This is a genomic window from Streptomyces sp. NBRC 109706 (genome assembly GCF_000974485.1).
In the GTDB taxonomy this organism is placed as follows: Bacteria; Actinomycetota; Actinomycetes; order Streptomycetales; family Streptomycetaceae; genus Streptomyces.
Genome location: NZ_BBOM01000004.1, coordinates 1,082,784 through 1,104,981, shown reverse-complemented (window position 1 = coordinate 1,104,981; position 22,198 = coordinate 1,082,784). Strand labels below are relative to the sequence as shown.

Below are 22,198 nucleotides of genomic sequence, written 5' to 3'. Positions count from 1 at the left end.
CCCGAAGCGAAGCACGCCGGGGGCGTGCGCGGCCTGTCGTGCGCCCCCGGGCGCCGCCGGCGCGAACCGTAACCTCGGCAGACCGGACCCGTTGGAGTGTGCATGGGTTTCACCATCGGCGGCATGCGGGAACGTGGCGGACCACGCCCGACGACCGGCCGGGTACGGCGTGGTCAGGGCCGCTCCCCGATGGACACCGCGGTCGCCGAGTACGTCGGGCTCTGGGGATGGGACGTCACCCCCGGCGCCGGACTGCGGCCGGCCGCCGGTCGCCGAGGCACCGAATGCTCCTGCGGGCACGCCGACTGCTCCCGCCCCGGCACCCATCCGCTGCCCCGGGGCCGCACCATCCCCGCCGGCAGCCCGCTCGACCGCGCCCTGGACATCTGGGCGGACGCCAGGGCCGAGACGCCGTCCGCCACCGCGCTGCTCTCCACCGGCGTGGCCTTCGACGTGCTGGAGGTGCCGGAGTCGGTGGCCAGGGCCGCGCTCCCCCGCCTCGACCGGCTGGCCGTGCCTCTCGGCCCGGTCGCGCTGGCCCCCGACGGGCGCGCCTGGTTCTTTGTCGCCCCCGGCATCGCCGCCGAACTCCCCTCGCTGCTCGACCGGTTGGGCTGGAGCGGCATCCGGCTCCGGCTCCGTGGGCTGGGCGCCGGCCGGCATATCGCGGCCCCGCCGTCCGACTTCGCCGGTCTTGGCGCCGTCGGCTGGCTGCGCCCACCGGATCTGGAGACGGCGGCGACCCCGCCATCGGGCGACTCACTGCTCGGCGCCCTCGCCAGCCTCTGCCACCGGCTGGCCCCCGCCGACTAGTCGAGCAGCGCGTCCACGAACGCCTCGGCCTCGAACGGCGCCAGATCGTCGACGCCCTCGCCCAGGCCCACGAGCTTGACCGGCACGCCCAGCTCACGTTGCACCGCCACCACGATGCCGCCCTTGGCGGTGCCGTCCAGCTTGGTCAGCGCGATCCCGGTGATGTCGACGACCTCGGCGAAGACCCGCGCCTGCACCAGACCGTTCTGCCCGGTGGTGGCGTCCAGCACCAGCAGCACCTCGTTCACCGGGCCCTGCTTCTCCACCACCCGCTTGACCTTGCCCAGCTCGTCCATCAGCCCGGTCTTGGTGTGCAGCCGGCCGGCCGTGTCCACCAGCACCACGTCGGCGCCCTCGGTGATGCCCTCCTTGACGGCCTCGAACGCCACCGACGCGGGATCGCCGCCCTCCGGGCCGCGCACCGTACGCGCGCCGACCCGCTGGCCCCAGGTCTGCAGCTGGTCGGCCGCCGCCGCGCGGAAGGTGTCGGCCGCGCCCAGCACCACGGACTTGCCGTCCGCGACCAGCACCCGGGCCAACTTCCCCGTGGTGGTGGTCTTGCCGGTGCCGTTGACCCCGACCACCAGCACCACGGCGGGGCGCTCCTCGCCGTCGGCCGAGACGCCGCCCTCGGTGTGCACCGCGCGGTCCAGCTCGGGCTCCAGCTGGACCAGCAGCTCCTCGCGGAGCAACGCCTTCAGCTCCTCGGGGGTACGCGTGCCCAACACCCGGACCCGCTCCCGCAGCCGCTCCACCAGCTCCTGCGTGGGACCGACCCCGATATCGGCTGTCAGCAGCGTGTCCTCGATCTCCTCCCAGGTGTCCTCGTCCAGACGCTCCCGGGAGAGCAGCGTCAACAGGCCACGGCCCAGGGAGTTCTGCGAACGCGCCAACCGCGCGCGCAGCCGCACCAGACGGCCGGCGGACGGCTCGGGAACCTCGATCTCCGGCTCCGCCGGCGGCGCGGTCTCGCCGGGGGCCGGCGGCAGCTCGACATCCTCGACGGTGCGGCGTTCCTCGTCGACCGGAGCGGCCGCGTCCTCCCCGACCCGGGGCTCCTCCGGCGGCGCCGGGCGCGTCGTGGTGCGCGTGGTGGTGCGCTTCGCCTCGCCCTCCGACGGTGGCGCGGGCCGACGCCGGCGACTGACGACCAGGCCGCTGATCGCCACGACGGCGACCACGGCGATGACTACGACGAGGAGAAAAGTGTCCATCGGTTCCCTTGGTGGTGCCCGGCCGCGACGGCCGGGCGGCGAGGCGTCGGTGCGTGCGGCTCCTAAGGTAGCGCCCGGCGCACGGGCCCGCGCGCGCCGGTCGGCGCACGGGCGGGCCGGCTCAGGAGAGCCGCTGGCTGATGACCTTGGAGACCCCGTCACCCTGCATCGACACGCCGTAGAGCGCGTCGGCGACCTCCATGGTGCGCTTCTGGTGCGTGATCACGATGAGTTGGGAGCTGTCCTTGAGCTCCCGCATGATGCGGATCAGCCGCTGCAGGTTGGTGTCGTCCAGCGCGGCCTCCACCTCGTCCATCACGTAGAACGGGCTGGGGCGCGCCTTGAAGATGGACACCAGCAGGGCCACCGCCGTCAACGAGCGCTCGCCACCGGAGAGCAGCGACAGGCGTTTGACCTTCTTCCCCGGCGGCCTGGCCTCCACCTCGACCCCGGTGGCCAGCATGTCGTCCGGGTCGGTCAGCACCAGCCGGCCCTCGCCCCCGGGGAAGAGCCGGCTGAAAACGCCCTCGAACTCCCTGGCGGTGTCGTGGTAGGCGGCGGTGAAGACCTCCTCCACCCGCTCGTCCACCTCCTTCACCATCTGCAACAGATCGGCCCTGGTCTTCTTGAGGTCCTCCAGCTGCTCGCTCAGGAACTGGTGCCGCTCCTCCAACGCCGAGAACTCCTCAAGCGCCAGCGGGTTCACCTTGCCCAGCTGCTTGTAGGCGCGCTCCGCGGCCCGCAGCCGCTTCTCCTGCGCGGCACGGACGAACGGCACCGGCTGGTTGCGCGGATGCTCGGGATCCTCCGGCAGCTCCTCGCCCTCGGCCGGCGGCGACGGCGGCACCGGCTGGTCGGGCCCGTACTCGGCGACCAGCCCCGCCGGCTCCACGCCCAGCTCCTCCAGCGCCCGCGCCTCCAACTGCTCGATCCGCAGCCGCTTCTCCGCGCCCAGCACCTCGCCCCGATGCACCGAGTCCGTGAGCTTGTCCAGCTCGTCCTTCACCTCCCGCCCGGCCGACCGCTCCGCCGCCAGGGCCCGCTCCCGCTCGGCCTTGGCCGCCTCCGCCGCCGAGCGCTCCGCCTCGGCCCTGGCCAGCGACGCCTCGACATGGGCGAGCAGCTGCCGCGCCCCGTCGGCAACCGCGCCGGCGACCTCCGCCTCGTGCCGCGCCCTGGCCCGGCGCCGCTCCGCCCTGGCCCTGGCCTCGCGCTCGGCGCGCGCCGCGCGGTCCAGCGAATCGGCCCGCCCGGCCAGACCGCGCACCCGTTCCTCGTGGGTGCGGACCTGGAGCCTGGCCTCCATCTCGGTCTGCCGGGCGTTGGCGCCGTCGGCCGCCAGCCGGTCCCGCGTCGAGGTGTCGGGATCGTCGTCGTCCTCGCCGGCCTCCTCGGTGACGGCCAGCCGCTCGGCCAACTCCTCGGCCTGCTCGACCGCCCGGGTCAGCTCCGCGGTGGCGCGCTCGACGGCCGCCTCGGCCCGTTCCGCCTCCCCGGCCGCGCCCCTGGACTGGCCGCCCAGCCGCCCCAGGTCCTGCGCCACCCTGGACCGCTCCCGTTCCGCCGCGCTGCGCCGCTGGGCCAGCTCCTCGACGGCCGCCGCCGCCGCGCGGCGCCGCTCGACCGCGCTCTCCCGGGCGGCGGTCAACTCAACGGCACGCGCGGCAAGCCGCTCCGCCTCCGCCTCGGCCTCGTCCACGGCGGCCCGCACCTCAAGGGTGCTGGGTGCGCCGGCGGAGCCGCCGTGCGCCAGGCGCCGCGAGAGCACATCGCCCTCGCCGGTGACGGCGGTCAGCGCCGGCCGTGCCGACACCAGCCGCAGCGCGTCGTCCAGGGTGTCGACCACCACCACATCGACCAACAGGCGGCGCACGGCGGGCAACAGCGTGGCCGGGCCACGCACCAGATCGACCGCCCAGCACCAGGGCGCGGGCGCCTCCTCGGCCGGCCGGCCGGCGGCCCCCTCGTCGGCGGCGCCCACCAGCAGCGTGGCCCGTCCCGCGTCCTGCTTGCGCAGGCGGCGCAGCGCCTCGGCGGCCTCGGCGGGACCGGCCACGGCGACGGCCTCGGCCGCCGCGCCCAGCGCGGCCGCGATCTGCACCTCGTACCCGGGGGTGACCGTCAACAGCTCGGCCGCCGGGCCCAGCACCCCGGCCAGCTCGTCGCCCGAGGTCAGCAGCGCGCCGCTGCCGTCCTTGCGACGCAGGCCGAGCGCCAGCGCGTCGCGCCGGGCCACAACCGCGGCGCGTTCCCGCTCCACCTCGCCCAGCTGTTCCCTGGCGGCGCCCAACGCGGTCTCGGCGGCGGCCAGTTCGGCCTTCGCCGCGTCATGTGCCCCGGCCAGCTCGCCGTCGTCCGCCTCCCGGCCGGCCACCTCGTCGCGCAGCGCCTCGTACTCCGCGCGGGCGGTGGTGGCGCGCTCCAGCGCCTCGTCCCTGCTGGCGGTGAGTCGGTCGATACCGGCCTGCGCCGAGGCGACGCGGCTGCGCGCCGCGTTGACCTGGCCGTGCAGCCGGGCCAGCCCCTCGCGGCGGTCGGCCAGCGCGCGGGCGGCGTCCTTGAGACGGCGCTCCTCCTGGGCCAACGCCCGCTCCAGTTCGGCGCGGTGCGCGACGGTGTCCTCCAGCGCGATGCCGGCGGCCTCAAGCGCGGCGGTCAGCTCCGCCTCCTGCTCCCGCACCCGGGCCGCCTCGCGCTCCAGCTCCTCCGGCTCCCGGCCCCGACGCTCCTCGGGCTGCTGGGCCGTCGCGCTGGTCACCCTGGCATCCGCCAGATTGACGGTGCCGCGCACCCGCTCGGCCAGCTGGGAGAGCCGATACCAGGTGTCCTGGGCGCGCTGGAGGCGCGGCGCGAGGGTGCGGACCTCCTGCTCCAGCTCGCTCTCCCGGCGCAGCGCCGCCTTCAGTCGCTGCTCGGCGGCCTCCTTGCGTTCCTTGAGCGCGGCCTCGTCGGCCAGTTCGGCGCGCAGCGCGCCGCGCAGGGCGACCAGATCGTCGGCGAGCAGCCGCAGCCGCGCGTCACGCAGATCGGCCTGGATCACGGCGGCCTTGCGGGCGACGGCGGCCTGCCGCCCCAACGGCTTGAGCTGGCGCCGCAGTTCGTCGGTGAGGTCCTGCACCCGGGCGAGATTGGCGCGCATCGCCTCCAGCTTGCGCAGCGCCTTCTCCTTGCGCTTGCGGTGCTTGAGAACGCCGGCGGCCTCCTCGATGAACGCCCGCCGCCCGGTGGGGTCGGCATGCAGCACGGAGTCCAACTGCCCCTGGCCGACGATGACATGCATCTCCCGGCCGATGCCGGAGTCGGAGAGCAGTTCCTGGACGTCGAGCAGCCGGCAGGTGTCCCCGTTGATCTGGTACTCGCTGCCGCCGTTGCGGAACATCGTCCGGGTGATGGTCACCTCGGCGTACTCGATGGGCAGCGCACCGTCGGCGTTGTCGATGGTGAGGGAGACCTCGGCGCGGCCCAGCGGCGGCCGGCCCGTGGTCCCGGCGAAGATGACGTCCTCCATCTTGCCGCCGCGCAGCGACTTGGCGCCCTGCTCGCCCATCACCCAGGAGAGGGCGTCCACCACATTGGACTTCCCCGAGCCGTTGGGCCCCACGACGCACGTGATGCCGGGCTCGAAGCGCAGCGTCGTGGCCGAGGCGAAGGACTTGAACCCTCGCAGGGTGAGGCTCTTGAGGTGCACGCCGTCGGACTTTACCCGCCGCTCTTCCGCGATTAGCCGTTTCGACGCGGAGGAAGGGGGGCAGATCAGTGAGTAAGCCAGCCTGGGTCAGCACGCGAACTCAATACGTCACGACATGACGAAGGGACGCCGAAGCGTCCCTCGCATGAGATAAACCGCAAGTGGTGAGCGCCTGGAGCCAGCCTCGTCGTTGAGGTCAGGTCAGGGCGGGCTCCGCCTTGCGCACGTCGATGCCGTCAAGCATCCGGTCGCTCTGCCGAGCGGCGGCGGACAGCGCGTCGTTTTCGGCCTGAACCCGGATGAGCTGGGTCTCCAGGTCCTGGACGCGCTGCTGAAGCCGTCGCATCTCGGCGAGGACTCGGGGGTCGAAACCGCCGACGTGACCGAGAAGCGCCTTTGCCATGATGGATGGTCCTCCACACTGAGTGACCGACCGAAGCCGTTGGTAGGTCGTGAGGGATAACTTCCGCGACGGGCGCTCTGCCTCGTGTTCCATGGCCAGCCGGCAGAACCGCGCGGGACTTTCAGCGTCTCACCAAAAAGTTGGACGGTCAACACGATCACACCGCGTATCGCCCAGCGCGCCGTCTCGCACGGGTCCGGCCGGGTGAGCGCGCCCCAAAGGATCATCGGGGGGTGGGGGTGCGTCGGAAGCTCCTTGAGCCGGAAGCCTTGCACGTCGCGGCGGGGATGGCAAGCAGTTTGGGATGCTTTCCGCTCCGCGCGCGGGCGTGGCTCATCGGATGTCGAACCCCTCGTAGCCGCCGCGCGGTGTGTCCCATATCTCGGTGACACCGGCCACCCGGCCGGGTGTATCGCCGGCGCGCAGCCAGTCGAGAAGTCGCTCGCAGCGTTCGCGCGCCCCCTCGGCGACCACCTGGACCCGCCCGTCGGCGAGGTTGGCGGCGAAGCCGGTCAGCCCGCCGATCTCCAACGCCCGGGCCCTGGTGTACCAACGGAAGCCGACGCCCTGGACCCGACCGCGCACCCAGACGGTCATCCGCACCCGGCCCGCCGACTCCCCCGGGTCTCCCGGCGTCGCCGAGGGCTCCCCTGAACGATCTTCGGAACGGCCTTCCGGCTCGGGTGTCGAACGTCGCATGTGACGCACGCTATCCGTTGTTTTACCTTCGCGACCGCACTCCGTACCACGCCATGCCGTACAGTCACGCGTTGAAACGGCACCCATTCGAGTGAAGTTTTGATCTCAAGATGGACATGCCGCCACCGGAACGACGCAGCTGAACGACAGACAGGGAGGCGCTGCGCATGGGACGCCATCGTCGCCGGCGCGGGTACGCGCGTACCGGGCTCATCGGTGCCTCCGCGGCGCTGACCGTAGGCGCGGTCGCCCTGGGCAGCGGCCTGATACCGGGCCTCGCCCAGCAGTTCACCGGGCAGAACGACACCGACCTCGACGCCGCGGGCGACCGCTCCGGCAGCCCGTCGGCCACCTCGGACCCCACCCCGGAACGGGCGGAGCCGCGCGCCACCCGGGGCGCGGAGCGCGAAACGGCGGAGGAAACCACGGAACCGGCCGAGGAGACACCGGAGGCCGAGCCGGAGACCGAGGAGCCCACCGAGGAGCCCTCCCCCACCGCGAGCGAGGAGACCACCGAGCCGGCCTCGCCGAGCCCGGAACCCGAGCCCGAGCCGAGCGACCCGCCCACCCAGCAGGACGAGCCCGCCCCCACCCCCGAGGTCGAGGCCGCCGAGGCGGTGCTCGGCCTGGTGAACCAGGCGCGTGGACAGGCGGGTTGCCAGCCGCTTCGGCTGGACGCGGGGCTGACCAATGTGGCACTCGCCCACAGCAGGGACATGGCCCAGCGCGGCTACTTCGACCACACCGACCCCGACGGCCGCACCCCCTGGGACCGCGCGGCCAGCGCCGGCATCAGCAACATGGGCGGCGAGAACATCGCCATGGGCCAGCCCGACGCCCAGTCGGTGATGGACGCCTGGATGAACAGCGAGGGGCACCGGGCCAACATCCTCAACTGCGACTTCACCACCATGGGCCTCGGCGCGCACTTCGCCGGCGGCGGCCCCTGGTGGACCCAGACGTTCGGGTTCTAGGACGCTCGGCCGGGACGTCCGGCTTCTCACCGGGCCCTCGGCTGCTCGCCGGACCTTCCGCTGCTAGACCGCCCGATCCCGGGGCGCCCGTTGGCACTTCGGGCAGAAGTAGCTGGAGCGGTTCATCCAGGGACGCCGCCGCACCGGCGTGGCACAGCGGCGGCAGGGCTCGTCCTCACGCCCGTAGACGTCCAGGGAACGGTCGAAGTAGCCGGACTCGCCGTTCACATTGACATAGAGGCTGTCGAAACTGGTGCCGCCCACCGCAAGGGCCTCGGTCATCACCTCGCGGACCCGGGTCAGCAGCTCGGTGGTGACCGGCCGGGTGAGCGTGGCGGTGGGGCGCTCGTAGTGCAGCCGGGTGCGCCACAGCGCCTCGTCGGCATAGATGTTGCCCACCCCGCTGATCAGCGACTGGTCCAGCAGCGCCCGCTTGACCGTGGTGCGCTTGCGGCGCAGCGCGCCGTGGAAGGCGTCCTCGTCGAAGAGCGGGTCCAGCGGGTCCCTGGCGATATGGGCGATGACATCGGGCAGTCCCCCGTCCAGCACCGGATGGAGCGAGAGGCCGCCGAAGGTGCGCTGGTCGACGAAGCGCAGCTCGCCGCCCGCCGGATCGGCGAAGGTGATCCGCACCCTGAGGTGCTTCTCGTCCGGGGCGCGGCCCGGCTGCACCAACAGCTGGCCGCTCATGCCCAGATGGGCCAGCAGCGCGGCATCCTCCCCCAGCGGCAGCCAGAGGTACTTGCCGCGCCGGCGCGGAGTGGCGACGGAAAGACCCCGCAGCCGGTCGGCGAAGTCGACCGGGCCGGCGAGATGGCGGCGGACGGCGCGAGGATGCAGCACCTCGGCACCGACGACGGTCCGCCCGCCGATCCAGCGTTCGAGACCGCGCCTGACGACCTCGACCTCGGGCAGTTCAGGCAACGGGGGCCCCGCCGGCGGCGTCGTCCGCCTTCTCCTCCTCGGCGGCCGCCTTGGCCGCGGCCTCGGCCGCCGCGGTGTCGAGGGCGGAGCGAATCGATCGCCAGGCCGTCTCGGCCGCCTGCTGCTCGGCTTCCTTCTTGCTGCGGCCCGTGCCCGTGCCATAGGTCTGGCCGCCGACCCTGGCCGCGGCCGTGAAGGTCTTCTCGTGGTCCGGGCCGCTCTCCCCGATCACATACTCGGGCACGCCAAGCCCCTCGGCCGCGCTCAGCTCCTGGAGGCTGGTCTTCCAGTCCAGGCCGGCGCCGAGGTTGGACGAGCGCTCGATCACCGGATCGAAGAGCCGGTGCACCAGCGCGTCCGCGGCGTCCAGGCCCTGGTCCAGATAGACGGCGCCGATCACCGCTTCCAGGGTGTCGGCCAGGATGGATGCCTTGTTCCGGCCGCCCGTGCCCTCCTCGCCCCGGCCGAGCCGGACGAAGGCGCCGAGGTCGAGACCGCGCGCCACCTCCGCCAGCGCCCGGGCCTGGACCACGGCGGCCCGCAACTTGGCGAGCTGCCCCTCGGCCAGATCCGGATGACGGCGGTAGAGCGTGTCGGTGACCACCAGGCCGAGCACCGAGTCGCCGAGGAACTCCAGGCGCTCGTTGGTCGGCAGGCCGCCGTTCTCGTAGGCGTAGCTGCGGTGAGTCAGGGCACGCACCAGAAGGGCGGGCTCCAGCTGATAGCCGAGCCGCCCTTCCAGCGTCGCGAGGGACGCGGCGATGTCCGCCGCTGCCTGGGGCTGCGGCTGCGACCTCCTGGCGTGTGCCATGACGCCTGTCACCCGCCGATCAGACGTCGAGAACCTGACGACGGTTGTAGGTACCGCAGTTGGAGCACGCGATGTGCTGGAGCCTCGGCTCCTGGCAGCGCTCGCAACGCACCAGATTCGGGGCAGCGGCCTTCCACTGCGACCGGCGGTGGCGCGTGTTGCTGCGCGACATCTTCCGCTTCGGAACAGCCACGGCTAATTCTCCTGTGGTTCGTCCCCGCGGTCGCGGGGAGCCTTCGTTTGCTTGTCTTGCCCGGCGGGCGCCTCCGAGGACCTGGCCTCGGCGAACTCCCGCAGCGCGGCCCATCGGATGTCGACGGACTCGTCGTGCTCATGGTCGGGATCCCCCGCGAGCGGCACCCCACAGTCGGGGCACAGTCCCGGGCAGTCCTCCTGACACATCGGACGCAGCGGCAGAGCCAACACCACCGCGTCCCGCAGCACGGGCTCCAGATCCAGCAGGTCGCCCTGAAGGAACAGCCTCTCCTCGTCCCCCTCCTCGTCGTCCCCCGCGTCCGCGAAGCGGGCCGAGAACTCGGAGTCGGGGTAGGAGAACATCTCCTGGAAGTCCGCCGTGCCCTCGCGGGTCAGCGGCTCCAGACACCTGACGCACTCCCCCGCCAGCGGGAAACGGACGGTGCCGGTGATCAGCACCCCTTCCATCACCGACTCCATGCGCAACTCGATCTCCAACGGAGATCCCTCGGGGACTCGAATGACCTCGACCCCGAGATCCGCGGGCGCCTCGACCGTCCGCGACAACCGCTTGAGCGTACCGGGACGCCGACCCAACTCACGTGTGTCGAACACGAGAGGGGCTCGGTGGTCCAGCGGGGCGTTCAGGGCTGTCTGCTTTCTCGCGAGGGCTGCCGGGTGACCGCGCATGTCGACTCCCGGATGATCGGGAACCGAGCGGGCAGCCGTGACCACCTGGGGTGCTCACGACCGAAGGGCCAGCATACGGCACGGGCCCGCCCGGGGCCCAATCCGCGGGGGCGTACCGATCGGCTCCCGATCAGGGCTGCCCCTGCTGGTAGTTGCGCAGTTGCTGCGGGTCGATCATCTGGGTGTCGAAGAGGCTGGTCTCGTCCAGCACGCCCTGGCCCTGGTAGCCGTAGCCGGGGCGCTGCGGGGCGGCCGAGGGCTCGGACGCGGCGGCCGAACCGTAGTCGTAGCCGTCGGGGCCGTACTCCGGCTGCCCGCCGTAGCCGGCCTGACCGTAGGAGCCCTGCTGCTGGTAGCCGTCCGCCTGGTAGCCGGCCTCGGCATAGCCCTCCTGGCGGTACTCCTGCCCGTAGCTCTCCTCGCCGTAGGACTGCGCGGGATAGCCGGCGGTGGCGTAGGGCCCCCGCTCGGGGACCGCCGGCAGCTGGGCGGGGGCGGCCGGCGGGGCCGGCGGCTGGTCGTCCCGGCGGGGCTGTGGAACGCCCAGGTAGTCATAGGTGTCCTGCTCGCCGGTAGGCCGGCCGAAGTAGTCCGTGGGCTGGCCGCTCTCGGCGGCGTCGGCGGCCTCCTGGGCGGCCACATGCTCGGCCAGCTCGTCGATGGGGCGGTGCCCGGTGAGCTTCTGCCGCCCCCGGCCCACCGCCTCCAGCGTCTTGCGAAGCACCGCCTCGATGGCGCCGAACTGCGCCTCGACATAGGCGTCAGCCTGCCGCAACAGCTCGGCCGGATCGCCCCGTTCGGGCCCCAGGAGCTTGGTGCGGCCGCGGTCGACCGAGCCGATGGTCTTGCCCAGGACCACCTCGAAGTTGGCCAGCTTGCTGTCCACGTAGTCGTCGGCCTCGGCCTTGATCTCGTCGGCGGCGGCGCGTGCCTCGGCCAGGATGCGGGCCGCCTCGGACTGCGCCTGCTGGACGATCTCGGTGCCGTCGACCAGCGAGGCACGCTCGGTCCGCGCGGCCTCCACCACGCGCCTGGCCTCCTCACGGGCCTCGGCGACCACCTGCTCGCGGTCCCCGAGCACCTCCCTGGCCTGCGCCAGGGAGCCGGGCAGCGCGTCCCGCACCTCTTCCAGACCGGTGAGCAACTCGGACCTGTTGATGACACAGGAGGCCGACATGGGCATGCCTCGGGCGTTGCTGACCGTCGCGACGATCTCGTCGAGTTTCCGCTGTACGTCCACGGGAGCGACTGTACGGGCAACGGCGCGCGCTCGGGCACCCGTCCGGGGTGCGGTAAGCGCGCAGAGGCGCGCGCGGGGGGCTCGTGGGGGCGCTCAGGGCCGGGCGAGCCGCTGCCGCAGTTCGCGCAGCACCACCTCGGGGACCAGATGGGAGATGTCGCCGCCCCAGGCCGCCACCTCCTTGACCAGGCTGGAGGAGAGGAAGCTGTAGGCGGGGTTGGTGGGGATGAACAGCGTCTCGACGCCGGAGAGCCCGTTGTTCATCTGCGCCATCTGCAGCTCGTAGTCGAAGTCGCTGACGGCGCGGAGGCCCTTGACGATCGCGGGGATGTCCCGCTGCTTGCAGTAGTCGACCAGCAGGCCGTGGAACGCCTCGACCTGGACGTTGCCGTAGTCCTTGACGGACTCCTCGATCAACGCGATCCGCTCGTCCACGGTGAACAGGCCCTGCTTGGACTTGTTGATCATCACGGCGATGTGCACCACGTCGTACAGCCGTGACGCTCGGGCCACGATGTCGAGGTGGCCATTGGTGATGGGGTCGAAGGACCCCGGACAAACTGCGCGGCGCAACGGCCTCTCCTCGTTCGGCCGGCCACTCACGGCCGGTCACCTTCGTCGTCGGCGATGAACCCGCCATACCAGAGCGTGCCCTCGCCATAGCGGCGCGAACGCAGCCCCTCGAATCCCGTGGGCCACCGGAAGGCACCGCCTCTGGTGCTCCGCTCCACGGTGACCAGCGCGTCGGCCGTCAGCCAGCCGCCTTCCCGCAGCGAGCGCAGGACCTGCGCCACGGCCTCGTCCTCGACCGCGTACGGCGGGTCGAGGAAGGCCAGATGGTAGGGGGCGGACTCCGGCGGGGACTCGACCACGCGCTCGGCCTTGGCCACGCGTGGCTCGGCGCCCGGCAGGCCCAGGGTGCGGATGTTGGCCCTGATCGTGCCGGCGGCCCTGGCGTCGGGCTCGACCAGCAGGGCGTGGGCCGCCCCCCGGGAGAGCGCTTCGAGACCCACGGCGCCCGAGCCCGCGTAGAGGTCGAGCACCCGGGCCCCCTCCAGCGGTCCGAAGAGCGCGGACCAGGTGGAGAAGAGGCCCTCGCGCGCCCGGTCCGAGGTGGGCCGGGTCCCCTGCCCCGGCGGCACGGCCAGTCGCCGTCCGCCTGCGGTCCCGGCGATCACGCGGGTCATGGGGATCCTCACAGCACTCATGTCCATCGGCCTTGGGGCACCACGCTATACGGAGCGGCCCACGGGGACGCGCCGAGGTGTGCCGGGAGGCGTCCGGGCACACCGGCGGGGGCTGGAAACCGTGCCGTGGGGTTCAGCGATCACCTCCGTGCGCTCTGCCGTGCCGCCGGGCGGCGCGGCTGGCGCTCGCCTCGTCGCCATAGACCTCGCAGACCAGCTGACGCTCCTCGGTGAGATCGTGCTCCAGCTCGTAGAGGCGGACCTCGCTGGCGTCCGGCATCAGAAAGGCGTGCTCGTAGAGGGAGCACCAGCCGCGCCCCGCGTACCCGGCGCGCGGCTCGGCGAGCCGGCCGATGTCGTAGCCGAGGGCGCCGGAGAGCTGCCCGACGACGTCCTCCCCCGGGCGGTCCTGGTTGACCGCGCGCCGCAGCAGTCGGCGCGCGTGGTCGGCGGCGTCCCGGCCCGGGTAGGCCCGGCGGCCGGAGGCCCCGACCTCGGCGCCTGCGCCGGTGTCCAGGGCTCGGGCGAACTGCTCCGCCGCCGGGGCGGCCTGTCTTCCGTCCTCCAGCAGTTCACCCGGCTCGGGGGCCGGCGTCGACCGCGGCTCGGCCGAGGCTGCTGGCTGTTCGGTCATGCGGTTTCCTCCCGGTACGACACCGTCGCGGGGCTCAGCGCGGGCACACACCGTAGTCCTCTCGCTGCGACCCGGGGGGCCGTTTCGCGAAAACCCGATCCGGCCGCCCGGGCCTCGCGCGACGGGGCCGCTCGGGCGCTCGGGGCGCCCTGTGGGAACGGTCCCGGCGGCGGACCGTCGTTCGGCGACAGAGTGCGGGTCCATCAAGACAACTCCCGGGAATCCACCGCGTGTTCCCCGGTGGAACGGCGCGGGCGGTCCCATTCTTCCGCGTGCCACTGACAGTCGGGTGGGCCTAACGGCCCACCCGCGCCAGTCGTTCAGCCCTTCTCCAGGAACTCCTCGCGCTCCGCGTCCAGCAGGGCGTCCAGCGTGACCCTCAGCTCGGGCGCCGAGGCCAGCTCCGGATCCTCGGCGACCAGCGCGGTGGCCTCGGCGCGCGCCTCGACGATGGTCTCCTCGTCCGCGATGACGGCGAGCATCCGCAGGCTGCTGCGGCCGCCGGACTGCGCCTGGCCCAGCACATCGCCCTCGCGGCGCTGCTCCAGATCGATCCGGGACAGCTCGAAGCCGTCCGTGGTGGCGGCGACGGCGGCCAGCCGCTGCCGGGCCGAGCCGCCCTCGGCCGCCTCGGTGACCAGCAGGCACAGCCCCGGCGCCGACCCCCGGCCGACCCGGCCGCGCAGCTGGTGGAGTTGGGAGACGCCGAAGCGGTCCGCGTCCATGATCACCATCACCGTGGCGTTGGGGACGTTGACGCCGACCTCGATCACCGTCGTGGCGACCAGCGCGTCCACCCCGCCGGCGGCGAAGCGGCGCATCACCTCGTCCTTCTCCTCGGGGGCCAGCCGGCCGTGCAGCACCTCGATCCGCAGGCCGCTCAGCGGGCCGTCGGCCAGCTCCTCGGCGATGTCGAGCACCGCGAGGGGCGGGCGACGCTCCTCGCCATCCGCCGGGGGCTCGTCGGCTTCCGAACCGCCGCCCCTGCCCTCCGTGTCGTCGCCGATCCGCGGGCAGACCACATAGGCCTGATGGCCCGAGGCGACCTCCTCGCGCACCCGGTCCCAGGCGCGGCTGAGGAAGTGCGGCTTGTCCCTGGCCGGCACGAGATGGCTGGCGATCGGCGAGCGCCCGGGGGGCAGTTGGTCCAGCACGGAGGTCTCCAGATCGCCGAAGACCGTCATGGCGACGGTGCGCGGGATCGGCGTGGCCGTCATCACCAGCAGATGCGGCGGGCGCTCGCCCTTGGCGCGCAGCGCGTCGCGCTGCTGGACGCCGAAGCGGTGCTGCTCGTCCACCACCACCAGGCCCAGATCCGCGAAGCTCACCTGGTCCTCGATCAGGGCATGGGTGCCGATGACGATGCCGGCCTGGCCGCCGGCCGCCTCCAGAAGCGCGGCGCGCCGCGCCCTGGCGCCCATCGACCCCGTCAACAGGGCCACTCTGGTGGCGCGTTCGGCACCGCCCAGCAGGCCGCCCTCGGCCAGCTCGCCGAGCATCTCGGTGATGGAGCGGTGGTGTTGCTGGGCCAGCACCTCGGTGGGCGCCAGCAGGGCCGACTGGCCGCCGGAGTCGGCGACGGCCAGCATGGCGCGCAGCGCGACCAGCGTCTTGCCGCTGCCGACCTCGCCCTGGAGCAGTCGGTGCATGGGGTGTTCGGCGGCGAGATCGGCGAAGATCTCGTCGGAGACCCGACGTTGTCCCTCGGTGAGGGCGAACGGCAGCCGCTGGTCGAAGGTGGTGAGCAGGCCGTCGACGGCGGGCTCGCGGGCCCGGGCGGGCAGTTGGGCTCCGGCCCGGCGGCGCCGGGCGAGGGCGACCTGAAGGACGAACGCCTCGTCCCATTTCAGCCGGGCGCGGGCGGCCGCGATATCCGCGCGGTCGTGCGGGCGGTGCGCCTTCTCCAGGGCCTCGGGGAGCGACAGCAGCGCGCGCCGCTCGCGCAGGGACTCCGGCAACGGATCGACGATCCCCCGCCAGTCGGTGGCGGCCAGCGAGTCGAGCAGCAGGGCGACGGCCTTGGCGATGCGCCAGGACTCCAGCTGTTTGCACGCCGGATAGATCGGCAGCGGCCGCCCGGCGAACTCCTCGACGGCCGCGGAATCGCTCTCCTCGTCCAGCAACTCGTAGGCCGGGTGGGAGAGCTGAAGCTCCCGCTGGAAACGGGAGACCTTGCCGGCGAACATGCCGCGCCGGCCCGGCAGCAGCACCCGTTCGTGGTGGTGGACCGCGCGCCGGCCGAAGAAGACCAGCCGCAGCCGGCCCCTGCCGTCCGTGAGCGTGACCTCCAGGCGCAGCCCGCGCCCGTTGTTGAACGGGCGGGTGCGGGCGTCGGCGATCTCGGCGACCACCGTGACATGCTCGTCCAGCGGCAGCGCGCCGAGCGAGGTCAGCTCGCCGCGCTCGGCATAGCGCCGGGGGTAGTGGTGCAGCAGGTCTCCGACCGTGCGGAGGTCGAGGTGGGCGGCCATCACCTTCGCGGTGGTGCCGCCGACAACGGTGGCGAGGGGATCGTGCGGGGCGGTCACGGTGCCCATTGCACACCATCGCACTGACAATCGCGGTGGCCAGGGCCCGGCCGGCCGTCGCGTGCCGCCACCGGGACCACCGCGCGCGGCCGTGGCCGTGGCCGCGCCGCCGTGCGGGTTCTTCCGTCTACTCCACGCCGATGAGCAGCGGAGCGGACTGGTGTCCGGCGCAGACCACGGTGTCCACGCCCAGGTGCTCCTGGCGGATCAGCTCGGTCAGTTCGCGGGCCAGCTCGGCCGGGGCGTCCGCGCCCAGCACCAGCGTGACCAGCTCGCCGCCACCGGCCAGCATCCGCGCCAGCACCAGCGCGGCGACCTCGGGGACCGCGCCGCCGATCACCGCGACATCCCCGTCCACCAGGCCCAGCACATCGCCCTGTTGGCAGACGCCCGCCATGGTCCAGGACTGCCGCTCCGCCACGCTCACCTCGCCGAACCTGGTGGCGCCGGCGGCGGCCGTCATGGCGACCACGTCCTCGTCGAAGCGCCGCTCGGCGGTGTGCACGGCGAGCGCGGCTATGCCCTGGACCGGCGAACGGGTGGGCACCACGGCGACCCGCACCCCCTCGGCGCGGGCCTGTTCCGCCGCCGCAGCGGCGGCGTGCCACAGCTCCTTGTCGTTGGGCAGCAGCACGACCTCGCCGGCCCTGGCGCTGGCGATGGCGGCGGCCAGCTCGCCGCCGCCGGGACGCTCGCCGGGCCGGACGGTGAGCGTGGTGGCCCCCGCCTCCGCGCACAGGCCGGCCAGTCCGGGCCCCGGCAGCACCGCGACCACGGCGCGGCCACGGGCGGCGACCGGCTCGGCGGCGACGGTCGGGACGAGCGTGGTGATCCGGACGCGGTGCGGCCGGCCGGCCGCGATGCCCGCCTCCACGGCCGGGCCGGCGTCCGGGGTGTGCACATGGATATGCCACAGTCCGTCGCCGCCCACCACCACCAGTGAGTCGCCCAGCGCGTCAAGGCGCTCGCGCAGGGCGGGGATCGCGGTGTCCGGGGCGTCCAGCAGGAAGGTCACCTCGTAGCCGGGGTCGCCCTGGGGCACCCCGACGCACGGCTGGGCGCGGGAGACCTGTCCGCGCGGCGGGCGGTGGCGCGGCGTCTCGGGCGGCGGGCCGCCGAAGAGCGCGGCGTCCAGCGCGTCCAGCACGGTCACCAGACCGCTGCCGCCGGCGTCCACCACGCCGGCCGTGGCCAGTTCGGGCAGTTGCTCGGGGGTCGCCTCGACCGCGGCCCTGGCCGCGGCCCTGGCCGCCGTCAGCACGGCGGCGGTGTCGCCGGGCGTGCCGGCGGCGGCGCCGGCCGCCGCCGAGGCCACCGTGAGCATGGTCCCCTCCACCGGGCGCGCGACCGCCAGCCGCGCGGAGTCGGCGGCGTGCGCCAGCGCCGCCCGCAGGGTGTCGGCGGTGGCCGGCTCGGGGGCGTCGGCCAGCACCTCGGCCATGCCCCGCAGGAGTTGCGCCAGGATGGTGCCCGAGTTGCCGCGCGCGCCGATGAGCGCGCCGTGTGCCAGCGCGCGCGCCGCCTCCGCGAGGCTGGGCTCGCCGGCCTCGGCGGCGGCCACCGCCTGGGCGGCCGACTCGACCGTGAGATAGAGGTTGGTCCCGGTGTCGCCGTCGGCCACCGGATAGACGTTGATCGCGTCGATCTCCTCGCGGGCGGCGCCCAACGCGTCCAGGGCCAGCCGGCTCCAGCGACATACCGCCCCGGCGTCGAGCGGCTCAGGCACGTGGAACCTCCCGGGCTAGGGTGAACGGCTGGTGCAGCTTAAGCCCTGGTCCCGCCGGGGGAGCGATTTCGCTCATCGGGAAAGCCCGAGGTATGCTGCCCCGGTTGCCTGATGTCCTCGTCTGTGCGTCGGGCGCACTCTCCGGAACAGCTCGTTCCGGATTCCGTTACGTTTCTGTCTTCCCCGCCTCGCGTGGGGCTGACCCGTCTTTGGAGTGACCCGTGGCTGCCAACTGCGATGTCTGCGGCAAGGGGCCGGGCTTCGGCAACAGCATCTCCCACTCGCACCGCCGCACGCCCCGCCGTTGGAACCCCAACATCCAGCGGGTGCGTACCGTGATCAACGGGACGCCGAAGCGCCTGAACGCCTGCACCTCGTGCATCAAGGCGGGTAAGGTCTCGCGCTGATCGACGGCGCGTCAGCGCCGCCATCGGCCGCTCAAGCCGGCTCACCCTCGGGTGGGTCGGCTTCTCGCGTTCCCGGCCCGCGAACCGCCGTTGCCTGCCAGCAGACCGCGTTGCCCGCCGTTGAACCGCCGTTGCCGGCGGGTGGACCCGCCAGGGCGCCGCGCGGTCTCAGATCCGGTGCCCGTGGCGCACGGGCCCGATGCCGGCGCCCAGCGCGAAGCCCTCGGCTATCGCGCCCGTGACATAGTCCTTGGCCGCCGCGACCGCCTCAGGGAGCGCGTCGCCGTGCGCCAGCCTGGCGGCGATCGCCGAGGCCAGCGTGCAACCAGTGCCATGGGTATGGCGGTTGTCGAGTCGGGGGGCGCGCAGCCAGTGCCGTTCCGTGCCGTCGGTGAGCAGATCGACGGCCTCGCCCGGCAGATGGCCGCCCTTGACCAGCGCCCAACGGGGCCCGAGCGCCAGCAGCGCCTCGGCGGCCCGGGGCAGATCCGCCTCCTCCAGCACGTGGACGCCGGTGAGTTGGGCGACCTCGGCGAGGTTGGGGGTGACCACCGTCGCGGTGGGCAGCAGCCGGGTGCGCACCGCGTCCAGCGCCTCGGGGGCCAGCAGCGCGTCGCCGTGCTTGGAGACGCCCACCGGGTCGACCACCACCGGGGCGTCGACGGTGCGCAGCAACTCGGCGACGGTCTCGACGAGTTCCACGCCGGCCAGCATCCCGGTCTTCACCGCCCCCGCGCCGATATCGTCCATCACGCTGTGGAACTGCGCCCGGACCGCCTCCGGCGGCAGCTCCCAGAACCCCTGCACGCCAACGGAGTTCTGCGCGGTGACGGCGGTGATCACGCTCATGCCGTGGGTGCCGAGCGCCAACATCGTCTTGAGGTCGGCCTGGATACCGGCGCCGCCGCCCGAGTCGGAACCCGCGACGGTGAGCACACGAGGAGGTGCCTGCATGGGGACGAGCCTACTGACCGGCGTCGATCAGCCCGCGAAGTGGTCCCAGCCGCCGGCCTTCTCCCAGGGCGCGCCGTCCACGGTGATCCGGGGCGGCGCCGCGCCACCGGGCCCGGGCGGCGCGCCCCGCCCCCGGCTGGGCAGCACCTCGCCGATCACCCGCCAGCGCGCCGGCAGCTTGGTCTCCGGCGGGAAGGTGGCCACGATCGCGTGGTCCTCGCCGCCGGTGAGGACCCAGTGCAGCGGGTCGACGCCGACCGCCGAGCCGATGTCGTTCATCTGGGCCGGCATGTCCAGCGCCGCGGACTCGATGTCGATCCGCACCTTGCTGCCCTGGGCGATATGGCCGAGGTCGGCGATCAGGCCGTCGCTGACATCGGTCATGGCGGTGGCGCCCAGGGCCGCGCCGGCGGGCCCGGCCGGGTAGGGCGGCTCCGGCCTGCGGTGCGCCTCGACGAAGGCGCGCGGCGAGCGGAAGCCCCGGGAGAGCACGGCGTGCCCGGCGGCCGACCAGCCCAACCAGCCGGTCACCGCGACCAGATCGCCCGGCCTGGCGCCCGTCCTGGTGACGGGTTCACGGCCGGCCAGGTCCCCCAGGGCGGTGATGGAGACGATGATGCTGTCGCCGCGGGTCACGTCCCCGCCGGCCACTCCGGCGCCGGCGACCTGGCACTCGTCGCGGATGCCGTCCATCAGCTCGACGGGCCAGGTGGCCGGGAGTTCGGCGGGAACCACGAGCCCGAGCAGCACGGCGCTCGGGGTGGCCCCCATGGCGGCGATGTCGGCGAGGTTCTGCGCCGCGGCCTTGCGGCCCACGTCGTAGGCGGTGGACCAGTCGCGGCGGAAGTGGCTGCCCTCGACCAGGATGTCGGTGCTGGCGACCACCCGCCGGTCGGGCGCCGCGACCACCGCGGCGTCGTCCCCCGGGCCAAGCCGTACCGCCGGGGTCCCGCTGATCCGGGACGTCAACTCCCGGATCAGCCCGAACTCCCCGAGCGCCCCCACACTGCCCTTCACTCAGCTCTCCTCATGCTCTTTCGTGCGCCGACCGGTGCCTCGATCCGCCCGACCAACAGGGGACATGGTCTCCCCGCGCTGGTCATGACGCGCTACGGTAGCGCCCCCACTCCTCGTAGCCGCTGTGGAGGACCCGTGGTACAGGCGTACATCCTGATCCAGACCGAGGTGGGCAGGGCGTCCACCGTGGCCGATGTGATCTCCGGGCTGCCCGGGGTGATCCAGGCCGAGGATGTCACCGGACCCTATGACGTCATCGCGCGGGCCGAGGCGGAGAGCGTGGACGAACTCGGCCGCCTCGTGGTCGCGAAGGTGCAGGGGGTTCCCGGCATCACTCGCACCCTGACCTGCCCCGTCGTTCATCTGTAGCGCCCCGTTATGCTCGCCGCGTGACCTCCACCGTACGCCGCGCCCCCGTGCTCGTCGCCGTCCTGGCCCTGGCCGCCTGTTCGTCGGCGGACGGGGCGCCGGCCGTCGAGCTGCCGACGCCGACGGGCGACGCCGCCGACGCCTGCCGCGCGCTGGCCGGGGAACTGCCGGCCGTGGTGGACGGCGAGGAACGTCAAGTCCTGGACGAGGAGACGCCGTTCGCGGCGGCCTGGGGCTCACCCGCGATCGTGCTGCGGTGCGGTGTGGAGCGCCCCGACGTGCTCACCCCCGACAGCGACGCCTACGACCCGCTCGGCGTCGAGGTGGTCGGCGTCAACGAGGTGTCCTGGCTGTTGGAGGAGCGGGCGGACGGCATCAGATTCACCACCACGGAGCGGGAGTTCTTCGTGGAGATGACGGTGCCCGACGCCTACGCGCCCGAGGTCAACCCGCTGCTGGACGTGGCGGCGCCGATCGACCGGCACATACCGTTGGACGAGCTGTACCGCACCGACGACTCCGGCGAAGGGGACGGCCACGCGCACCACTGAGGCCGCCCCCGCCGCCTACCGCAGCCCGCTGGACCGGCGCAGGGCGGCCTGGATCAGCTCGTCGATCAGCTGGGCGTAGCCCACGCCCGACGCCTCCCACATCCGGGGGAACATCGAGATCGGGGTGAACCCCGGCATGGTGTTGATCTCGTTGATGACGAACTCGCCGTTCTCCAGCAGGAAGAAGTCGGCGCGCACCAGCCCCTCGCAGGACGCGGCCTCGAACGCCTCGACGGCCAGGGCCCGCACCCGCTCCGTCTGCTCCTCCGTCAGCGGAGCCGGCACCAGGCCCTCGGCCGAGTCGATGTACTTGGCCTCGAAATCGTAGAAGTCGTGGCTGGAGACCGGCGGGATCTCCGCCGGCAGGCTCGCCCGGGGCCCGTCCTCGAACTCCAGCACGCCGCACTCGATCTCCCGGCCGACCAGCTGCGCCTCGATCACCACCTTGGGATCGTGCCGCTGGGCCTCCGCGATGGCCGCCGGCAGCTCCTCGGGCCCGGTGACCCGGGAGATCCCGATGGACGAGCCGGCCCGCGCCGGCTTCACGAAGACCGGCCAGCCGTGTTCGGCGGCGAACTCCCCGACCCTGGCCAGCGCGCCGGCCTCGTCCCGCCGCCACTCCCGGGGGCGGATCACCAGGTAGGGGCCGACGGCGAGACCGAAGGACGTGAAGACCCGCTTCATGTAGTCCTTGTCCATGCCGATCGCCGAGGAGAGCACCCCGGCGCCGACATAGGGGACGCCGGACATCTCCAGCAGCCCCTGGATGGTGCCGTCCTCGCCGAACGGGCCGTGCAGCAGCGGGAGCACCACATCGACCTCGCCCAGGTCCTTGGGCACCGAACCCGGCTCGCTGTACACCACTTCGCGCCGGGACGGGTCGACCAGCAGGACGACGCCGCCGATGCCCGGCTCGGCGATGCCCTCCACGCTGGGCAACGTGCCGTCGGTGATCGCCATCCGCTCCGGCTCGTCCGCGGTCAACGCCCAACGGCCGTCGGTGGCGATGCCGATGGGCAACACGTCGTAGCGGGAACGGTCGATGGCGCGCAGCACGGCACCCGCCGTCACCACCGAGATGGTGTGCTCGGAAGAGCGGCCACCGAAGACCACGGCCACACGGGGCTTGCTGCGCTGGGAAGGGGACTCGCTGCTCATCACTCTCCGAGGTTAC

22 protein-coding genes are annotated in these 22,198 nt (G+C 73.3%); 5 read left to right on the top strand and 17 right to left on the bottom strand.

Translation table 11 applies throughout. From position 1 onward, the window contains the following. Positions 1 to 102: 102 nt before the first annotated feature. Positions 103 to 813: a bifunctional DNA primase/polymerase gene (locus tag AOM46_RS04610; RefSeq protein WP_062205903.1), complete on the top strand. Its 711-nt coding sequence runs from the start codon at positions 103 to 105 to the stop codon at positions 811 to 813. On the opposite strand, the gene ftsY is transcribed toward AOM46_RS04610, so the two are convergent. From ftsY to AOM46_RS04590, 4 genes are all read right to left on the bottom strand, one after another. Beyond that, a complete protein-coding gene (gene ftsY, locus AOM46_RS04605; protein WP_062205900.1) occupies positions 810 to 2,027 on the bottom strand; it encodes a signal recognition particle-docking protein FtsY in 1,218 nt (405 codons plus the stop codon). The two genes, AOM46_RS04610 and ftsY, sit on opposite strands and share 4 nt — an antisense overlap. 121 nt (positions 2,028 to 2,148) lie before the next feature. Next, positions 2,149 to 5,715 (bottom strand): chromosome segregation protein SMC, encoded by a 3,567-nt coding sequence (gene smc, locus AOM46_RS04600; RefSeq protein WP_062205897.1) that lies wholly within the window; start codon positions 5,713 to 5,715, stop codon positions 2,149 to 2,151. Positions 5,716 to 5,911: 196 nt separating this feature from the next. After that, a complete protein-coding gene (locus AOM46_RS04595; RefSeq protein ID WP_062205893.1) occupies positions 5,912 to 6,118 on the bottom strand; it encodes a hypothetical protein in 207 nt (68 codons plus the stop codon). Positions 6,119 to 6,451: 333 nt separating this feature from the next. Further along, the gene (locus AOM46_RS04590; protein WP_267887792.1) at positions 6,452 to 6,721 is read right to left on the bottom strand and encodes an acylphosphatase; all 270 of its coding nucleotides are present in this window, start codon (positions 6,719 to 6,721) and stop codon (positions 6,452 to 6,454) included. 263 nt (positions 6,722 to 6,984) lie between these two features. Between AOM46_RS04590 and AOM46_RS04585 the strand changes: the two genes are divergently transcribed. Beyond that, positions 6,985 to 7,791 (top strand): CAP domain-containing protein, encoded by an 807-nt coding sequence (locus AOM46_RS04585; RefSeq protein ID WP_062205880.1) that lies wholly within the window; start codon positions 6,985 to 6,987, stop codon positions 7,789 to 7,791. A 63-nt stretch (positions 7,792 to 7,854) separates the two neighbouring features. Here the strand turns inward: AOM46_RS04585 and mutM are convergent, their stop codons facing one another. The 10 genes from mutM to AOM46_RS04540 form a co-directional block, all read right to left on the bottom strand. After that, a complete protein-coding gene (gene mutM, locus AOM46_RS04580; protein ID WP_062205877.1) occupies positions 7,855 to 8,715 on the bottom strand; it encodes a bifunctional DNA-formamidopyrimidine glycosylase/DNA-(apurinic or apyrimidinic site) lyase in 861 nt (286 codons plus the stop codon). Next, entirely contained in the window at positions 8,708 to 9,526 is an 819-nt protein-coding gene (gene rnc / locus AOM46_RS04575; RefSeq protein ID WP_062205874.1) for a ribonuclease III, read from the bottom strand. The genes mutM and rnc overlap by 8 nt, the downstream gene beginning before the upstream one ends. A gap of 19 nt (positions 9,527 to 9,545) precedes the next feature. Next, positions 9,546 to 9,719, bottom strand: a complete 174-nt coding sequence (rpmF, locus tag AOM46_RS31595) for a 50S ribosomal protein L32 (RefSeq protein ID WP_078856454.1) — start codon at positions 9,717 to 9,719, stop codon at positions 9,546 to 9,548. Between the two features lie 2 nt (positions 9,720 to 9,721). Then, positions 9,722 to 10,411 carry a DUF177 domain-containing protein gene (locus tag AOM46_RS04570; protein ID WP_078856453.1) on the bottom strand — a complete coding sequence of 230 codons (690 nt, stop codon included), beginning with the start codon at positions 10,409 to 10,411 and terminating at the stop codon, positions 9,722 to 9,724. 130 nt (positions 10,412 to 10,541) lie between these two features. After that, the gene (locus AOM46_RS04565; protein ID WP_062205868.1) at positions 10,542 to 11,651 is read right to left on the bottom strand and encodes an ATP synthase F0 subunit B; all 1,110 of its coding nucleotides are present in this window, start codon (positions 11,649 to 11,651) and stop codon (positions 10,542 to 10,544) included. Positions 11,652 to 11,744: 93 nt separating this feature from the next. Next, positions 11,745 to 12,224 (bottom strand): pantetheine-phosphate adenylyltransferase, encoded by a 480-nt coding sequence (gene coaD, locus AOM46_RS04560; protein WP_067225885.1) that lies wholly within the window; start codon positions 12,222 to 12,224, stop codon positions 11,745 to 11,747. A gap of 26 nt (positions 12,225 to 12,250) precedes the next feature. Next, positions 12,251 to 12,838, bottom strand: coding sequence for a 16S rRNA (guanine(966)-N(2))-methyltransferase RsmD (gene rsmD, locus AOM46_RS04555; RefSeq protein WP_062205862.1), 588 nt, complete (start codon positions 12,836 to 12,838; stop codon positions 12,251 to 12,253). Between the two features lie 133 nt (positions 12,839 to 12,971). Beyond that, positions 12,972 to 13,472: a DUF6227 family protein gene (locus AOM46_RS04550; RefSeq protein ID WP_062205859.1), complete on the bottom strand. Its 501-nt coding sequence runs from the start codon at positions 13,470 to 13,472 to the stop codon at positions 12,972 to 12,974. Between the two features lie 320 nt (positions 13,473 to 13,792). Next, a complete protein-coding gene (gene recG / locus AOM46_RS04545; protein ID WP_199823916.1) occupies positions 13,793 to 16,009 on the bottom strand; it encodes an ATP-dependent DNA helicase RecG in 2,217 nt (738 codons plus the stop codon). A 118-nt stretch (positions 16,010 to 16,127) separates the two neighbouring features. Then, positions 16,128 to 17,726, bottom strand: a complete 1,599-nt coding sequence (locus AOM46_RS04540) for a DAK2 domain-containing protein (protein WP_062205857.1) — start codon at positions 17,724 to 17,726, stop codon at positions 16,128 to 16,130. Positions 17,727 to 17,947: 221 nt separating this feature from the next. Here AOM46_RS04540 and rpmB point away from each other — a divergent pair, with 221 nt between their 5' ends. Further along, positions 17,948 to 18,133 (top strand): 50S ribosomal protein L28, encoded by a 186-nt coding sequence (gene rpmB / locus AOM46_RS31590; RefSeq protein ID WP_078856452.1) that lies wholly within the window; start codon positions 17,948 to 17,950, stop codon positions 18,131 to 18,133. A gap of 168 nt (positions 18,134 to 18,301) precedes the next feature. Here the strand turns inward: rpmB and thiD are convergent, their stop codons facing one another. Next, on the bottom strand, positions 18,302 to 19,087 hold the full coding sequence (gene thiD / locus AOM46_RS04530) for a bifunctional hydroxymethylpyrimidine kinase/phosphomethylpyrimidine kinase (RefSeq protein WP_062205851.1): 786 nt from the start codon (positions 19,085 to 19,087) through the stop codon (positions 18,302 to 18,304). 27 nt (positions 19,088 to 19,114) lie between these two features. After that, positions 19,115 to 20,104 carry a thiamine-phosphate kinase gene (locus AOM46_RS04525; RefSeq protein ID WP_062205847.1) on the bottom strand — a complete coding sequence of 330 codons (990 nt, stop codon included), beginning with the start codon at positions 20,102 to 20,104 and terminating at the stop codon, positions 19,115 to 19,117. A gap of 135 nt (positions 20,105 to 20,239) precedes the next feature. On the opposite strand from AOM46_RS04525, the gene AOM46_RS04520 reads away from it, so the two are divergent. Together AOM46_RS04520 and AOM46_RS04515 are read left to right on the top strand one after the other, a co-directional pair. Further along, entirely contained in the window at positions 20,240 to 20,473 is a 234-nt protein-coding gene (locus tag AOM46_RS04520; RefSeq protein WP_062205845.1) for an Lrp/AsnC family transcriptional regulator, read from the top strand. 20 nt (positions 20,474 to 20,493) lie between these two features. Next, the gene (locus AOM46_RS04515; RefSeq protein ID WP_062205843.1) at positions 20,494 to 21,024 is read left to right on the top strand and encodes a DUF3515 family protein; all 531 of its coding nucleotides are present in this window, start codon (positions 20,494 to 20,496) and stop codon (positions 21,022 to 21,024) included. 15 nt (positions 21,025 to 21,039) lie between these two features. On the opposite strand, the gene AOM46_RS04510 is transcribed toward AOM46_RS04515, so the two are convergent. After that, positions 21,040 to 22,182, bottom strand: coding sequence for a D-alanine--D-alanine ligase family protein (locus AOM46_RS04510; RefSeq protein ID WP_062205842.1), 1,143 nt, complete (start codon positions 22,180 to 22,182; stop codon positions 21,040 to 21,042). Between the last annotated feature and the right edge of the window lie 16 nt (positions 22,183 to 22,198).

Bases quoted from the DNA above. Each gene is read 5' to 3' on its own strand.
- AOM46_RS04610 (WP_062205903.1), top strand. From the start codon at position 103: ATGGGTTTCACCATCGGCGGCATGCGGGAACGTGGCGGACCACGCCCG.
- ftsY (WP_062205900.1), bottom strand. From the start codon at position 2,027: ATGGACACTTTTCTCCTCGTCGTAGTCATCGCCGTGGTCGCCGTCGTG.
- AOM46_RS04595 (WP_062205893.1), bottom strand. From the start codon at position 6,118: ATGGCAAAGGCGCTTCTCGGTCACGTCGGCGGTTTCGACCCCCGAGTC.
- AOM46_RS04585 (WP_062205880.1), top strand. From the start codon at position 6,985: ATGGGACGCCATCGTCGCCGGCGCGGGTACGCGCGTACCGGGCTCATC.
- rnc (WP_062205874.1), bottom strand. From the start codon at position 9,526: ATGGCACACGCCAGGAGGTCGCAGCCGCAGCCCCAGGCAGCGGCGGAC.
- AOM46_RS04570 (WP_078856453.1), bottom strand. From the start codon at position 10,411: ATGCGCGGTCACCCGGCAGCCCTCGCGAGAAAGCAGACAGCCCTGAAC.
- rsmD (WP_062205862.1), bottom strand. From the start codon at position 12,838: ATGACCCGCGTGATCGCCGGGACCGCAGGCGGACGGCGACTGGCCGTG.
- AOM46_RS04550 (WP_062205859.1), bottom strand. From the start codon at position 13,472: ATGACCGAACAGCCAGCAGCCTCGGCCGAGCCGCGGTCGACGCCGGCC.
- recG (WP_199823916.1), bottom strand. From the start codon at position 16,009: ATGGGCACCGTGACCGCCCCGCACGATCCCCTCGCCACCGTTGTCGGC.
- thiD (WP_062205851.1), bottom strand. From the start codon at position 19,087: ATGCAGGCACCTCCTCGTGTGCTCACCGTCGCGGGTTCCGACTCGGGC.
- AOM46_RS04510 (WP_062205842.1), bottom strand. From the start codon at position 22,182: ATGAGCAGCGAGTCCCCTTCCCAGCGCAGCAAGCCCCGTGTGGCCGTG.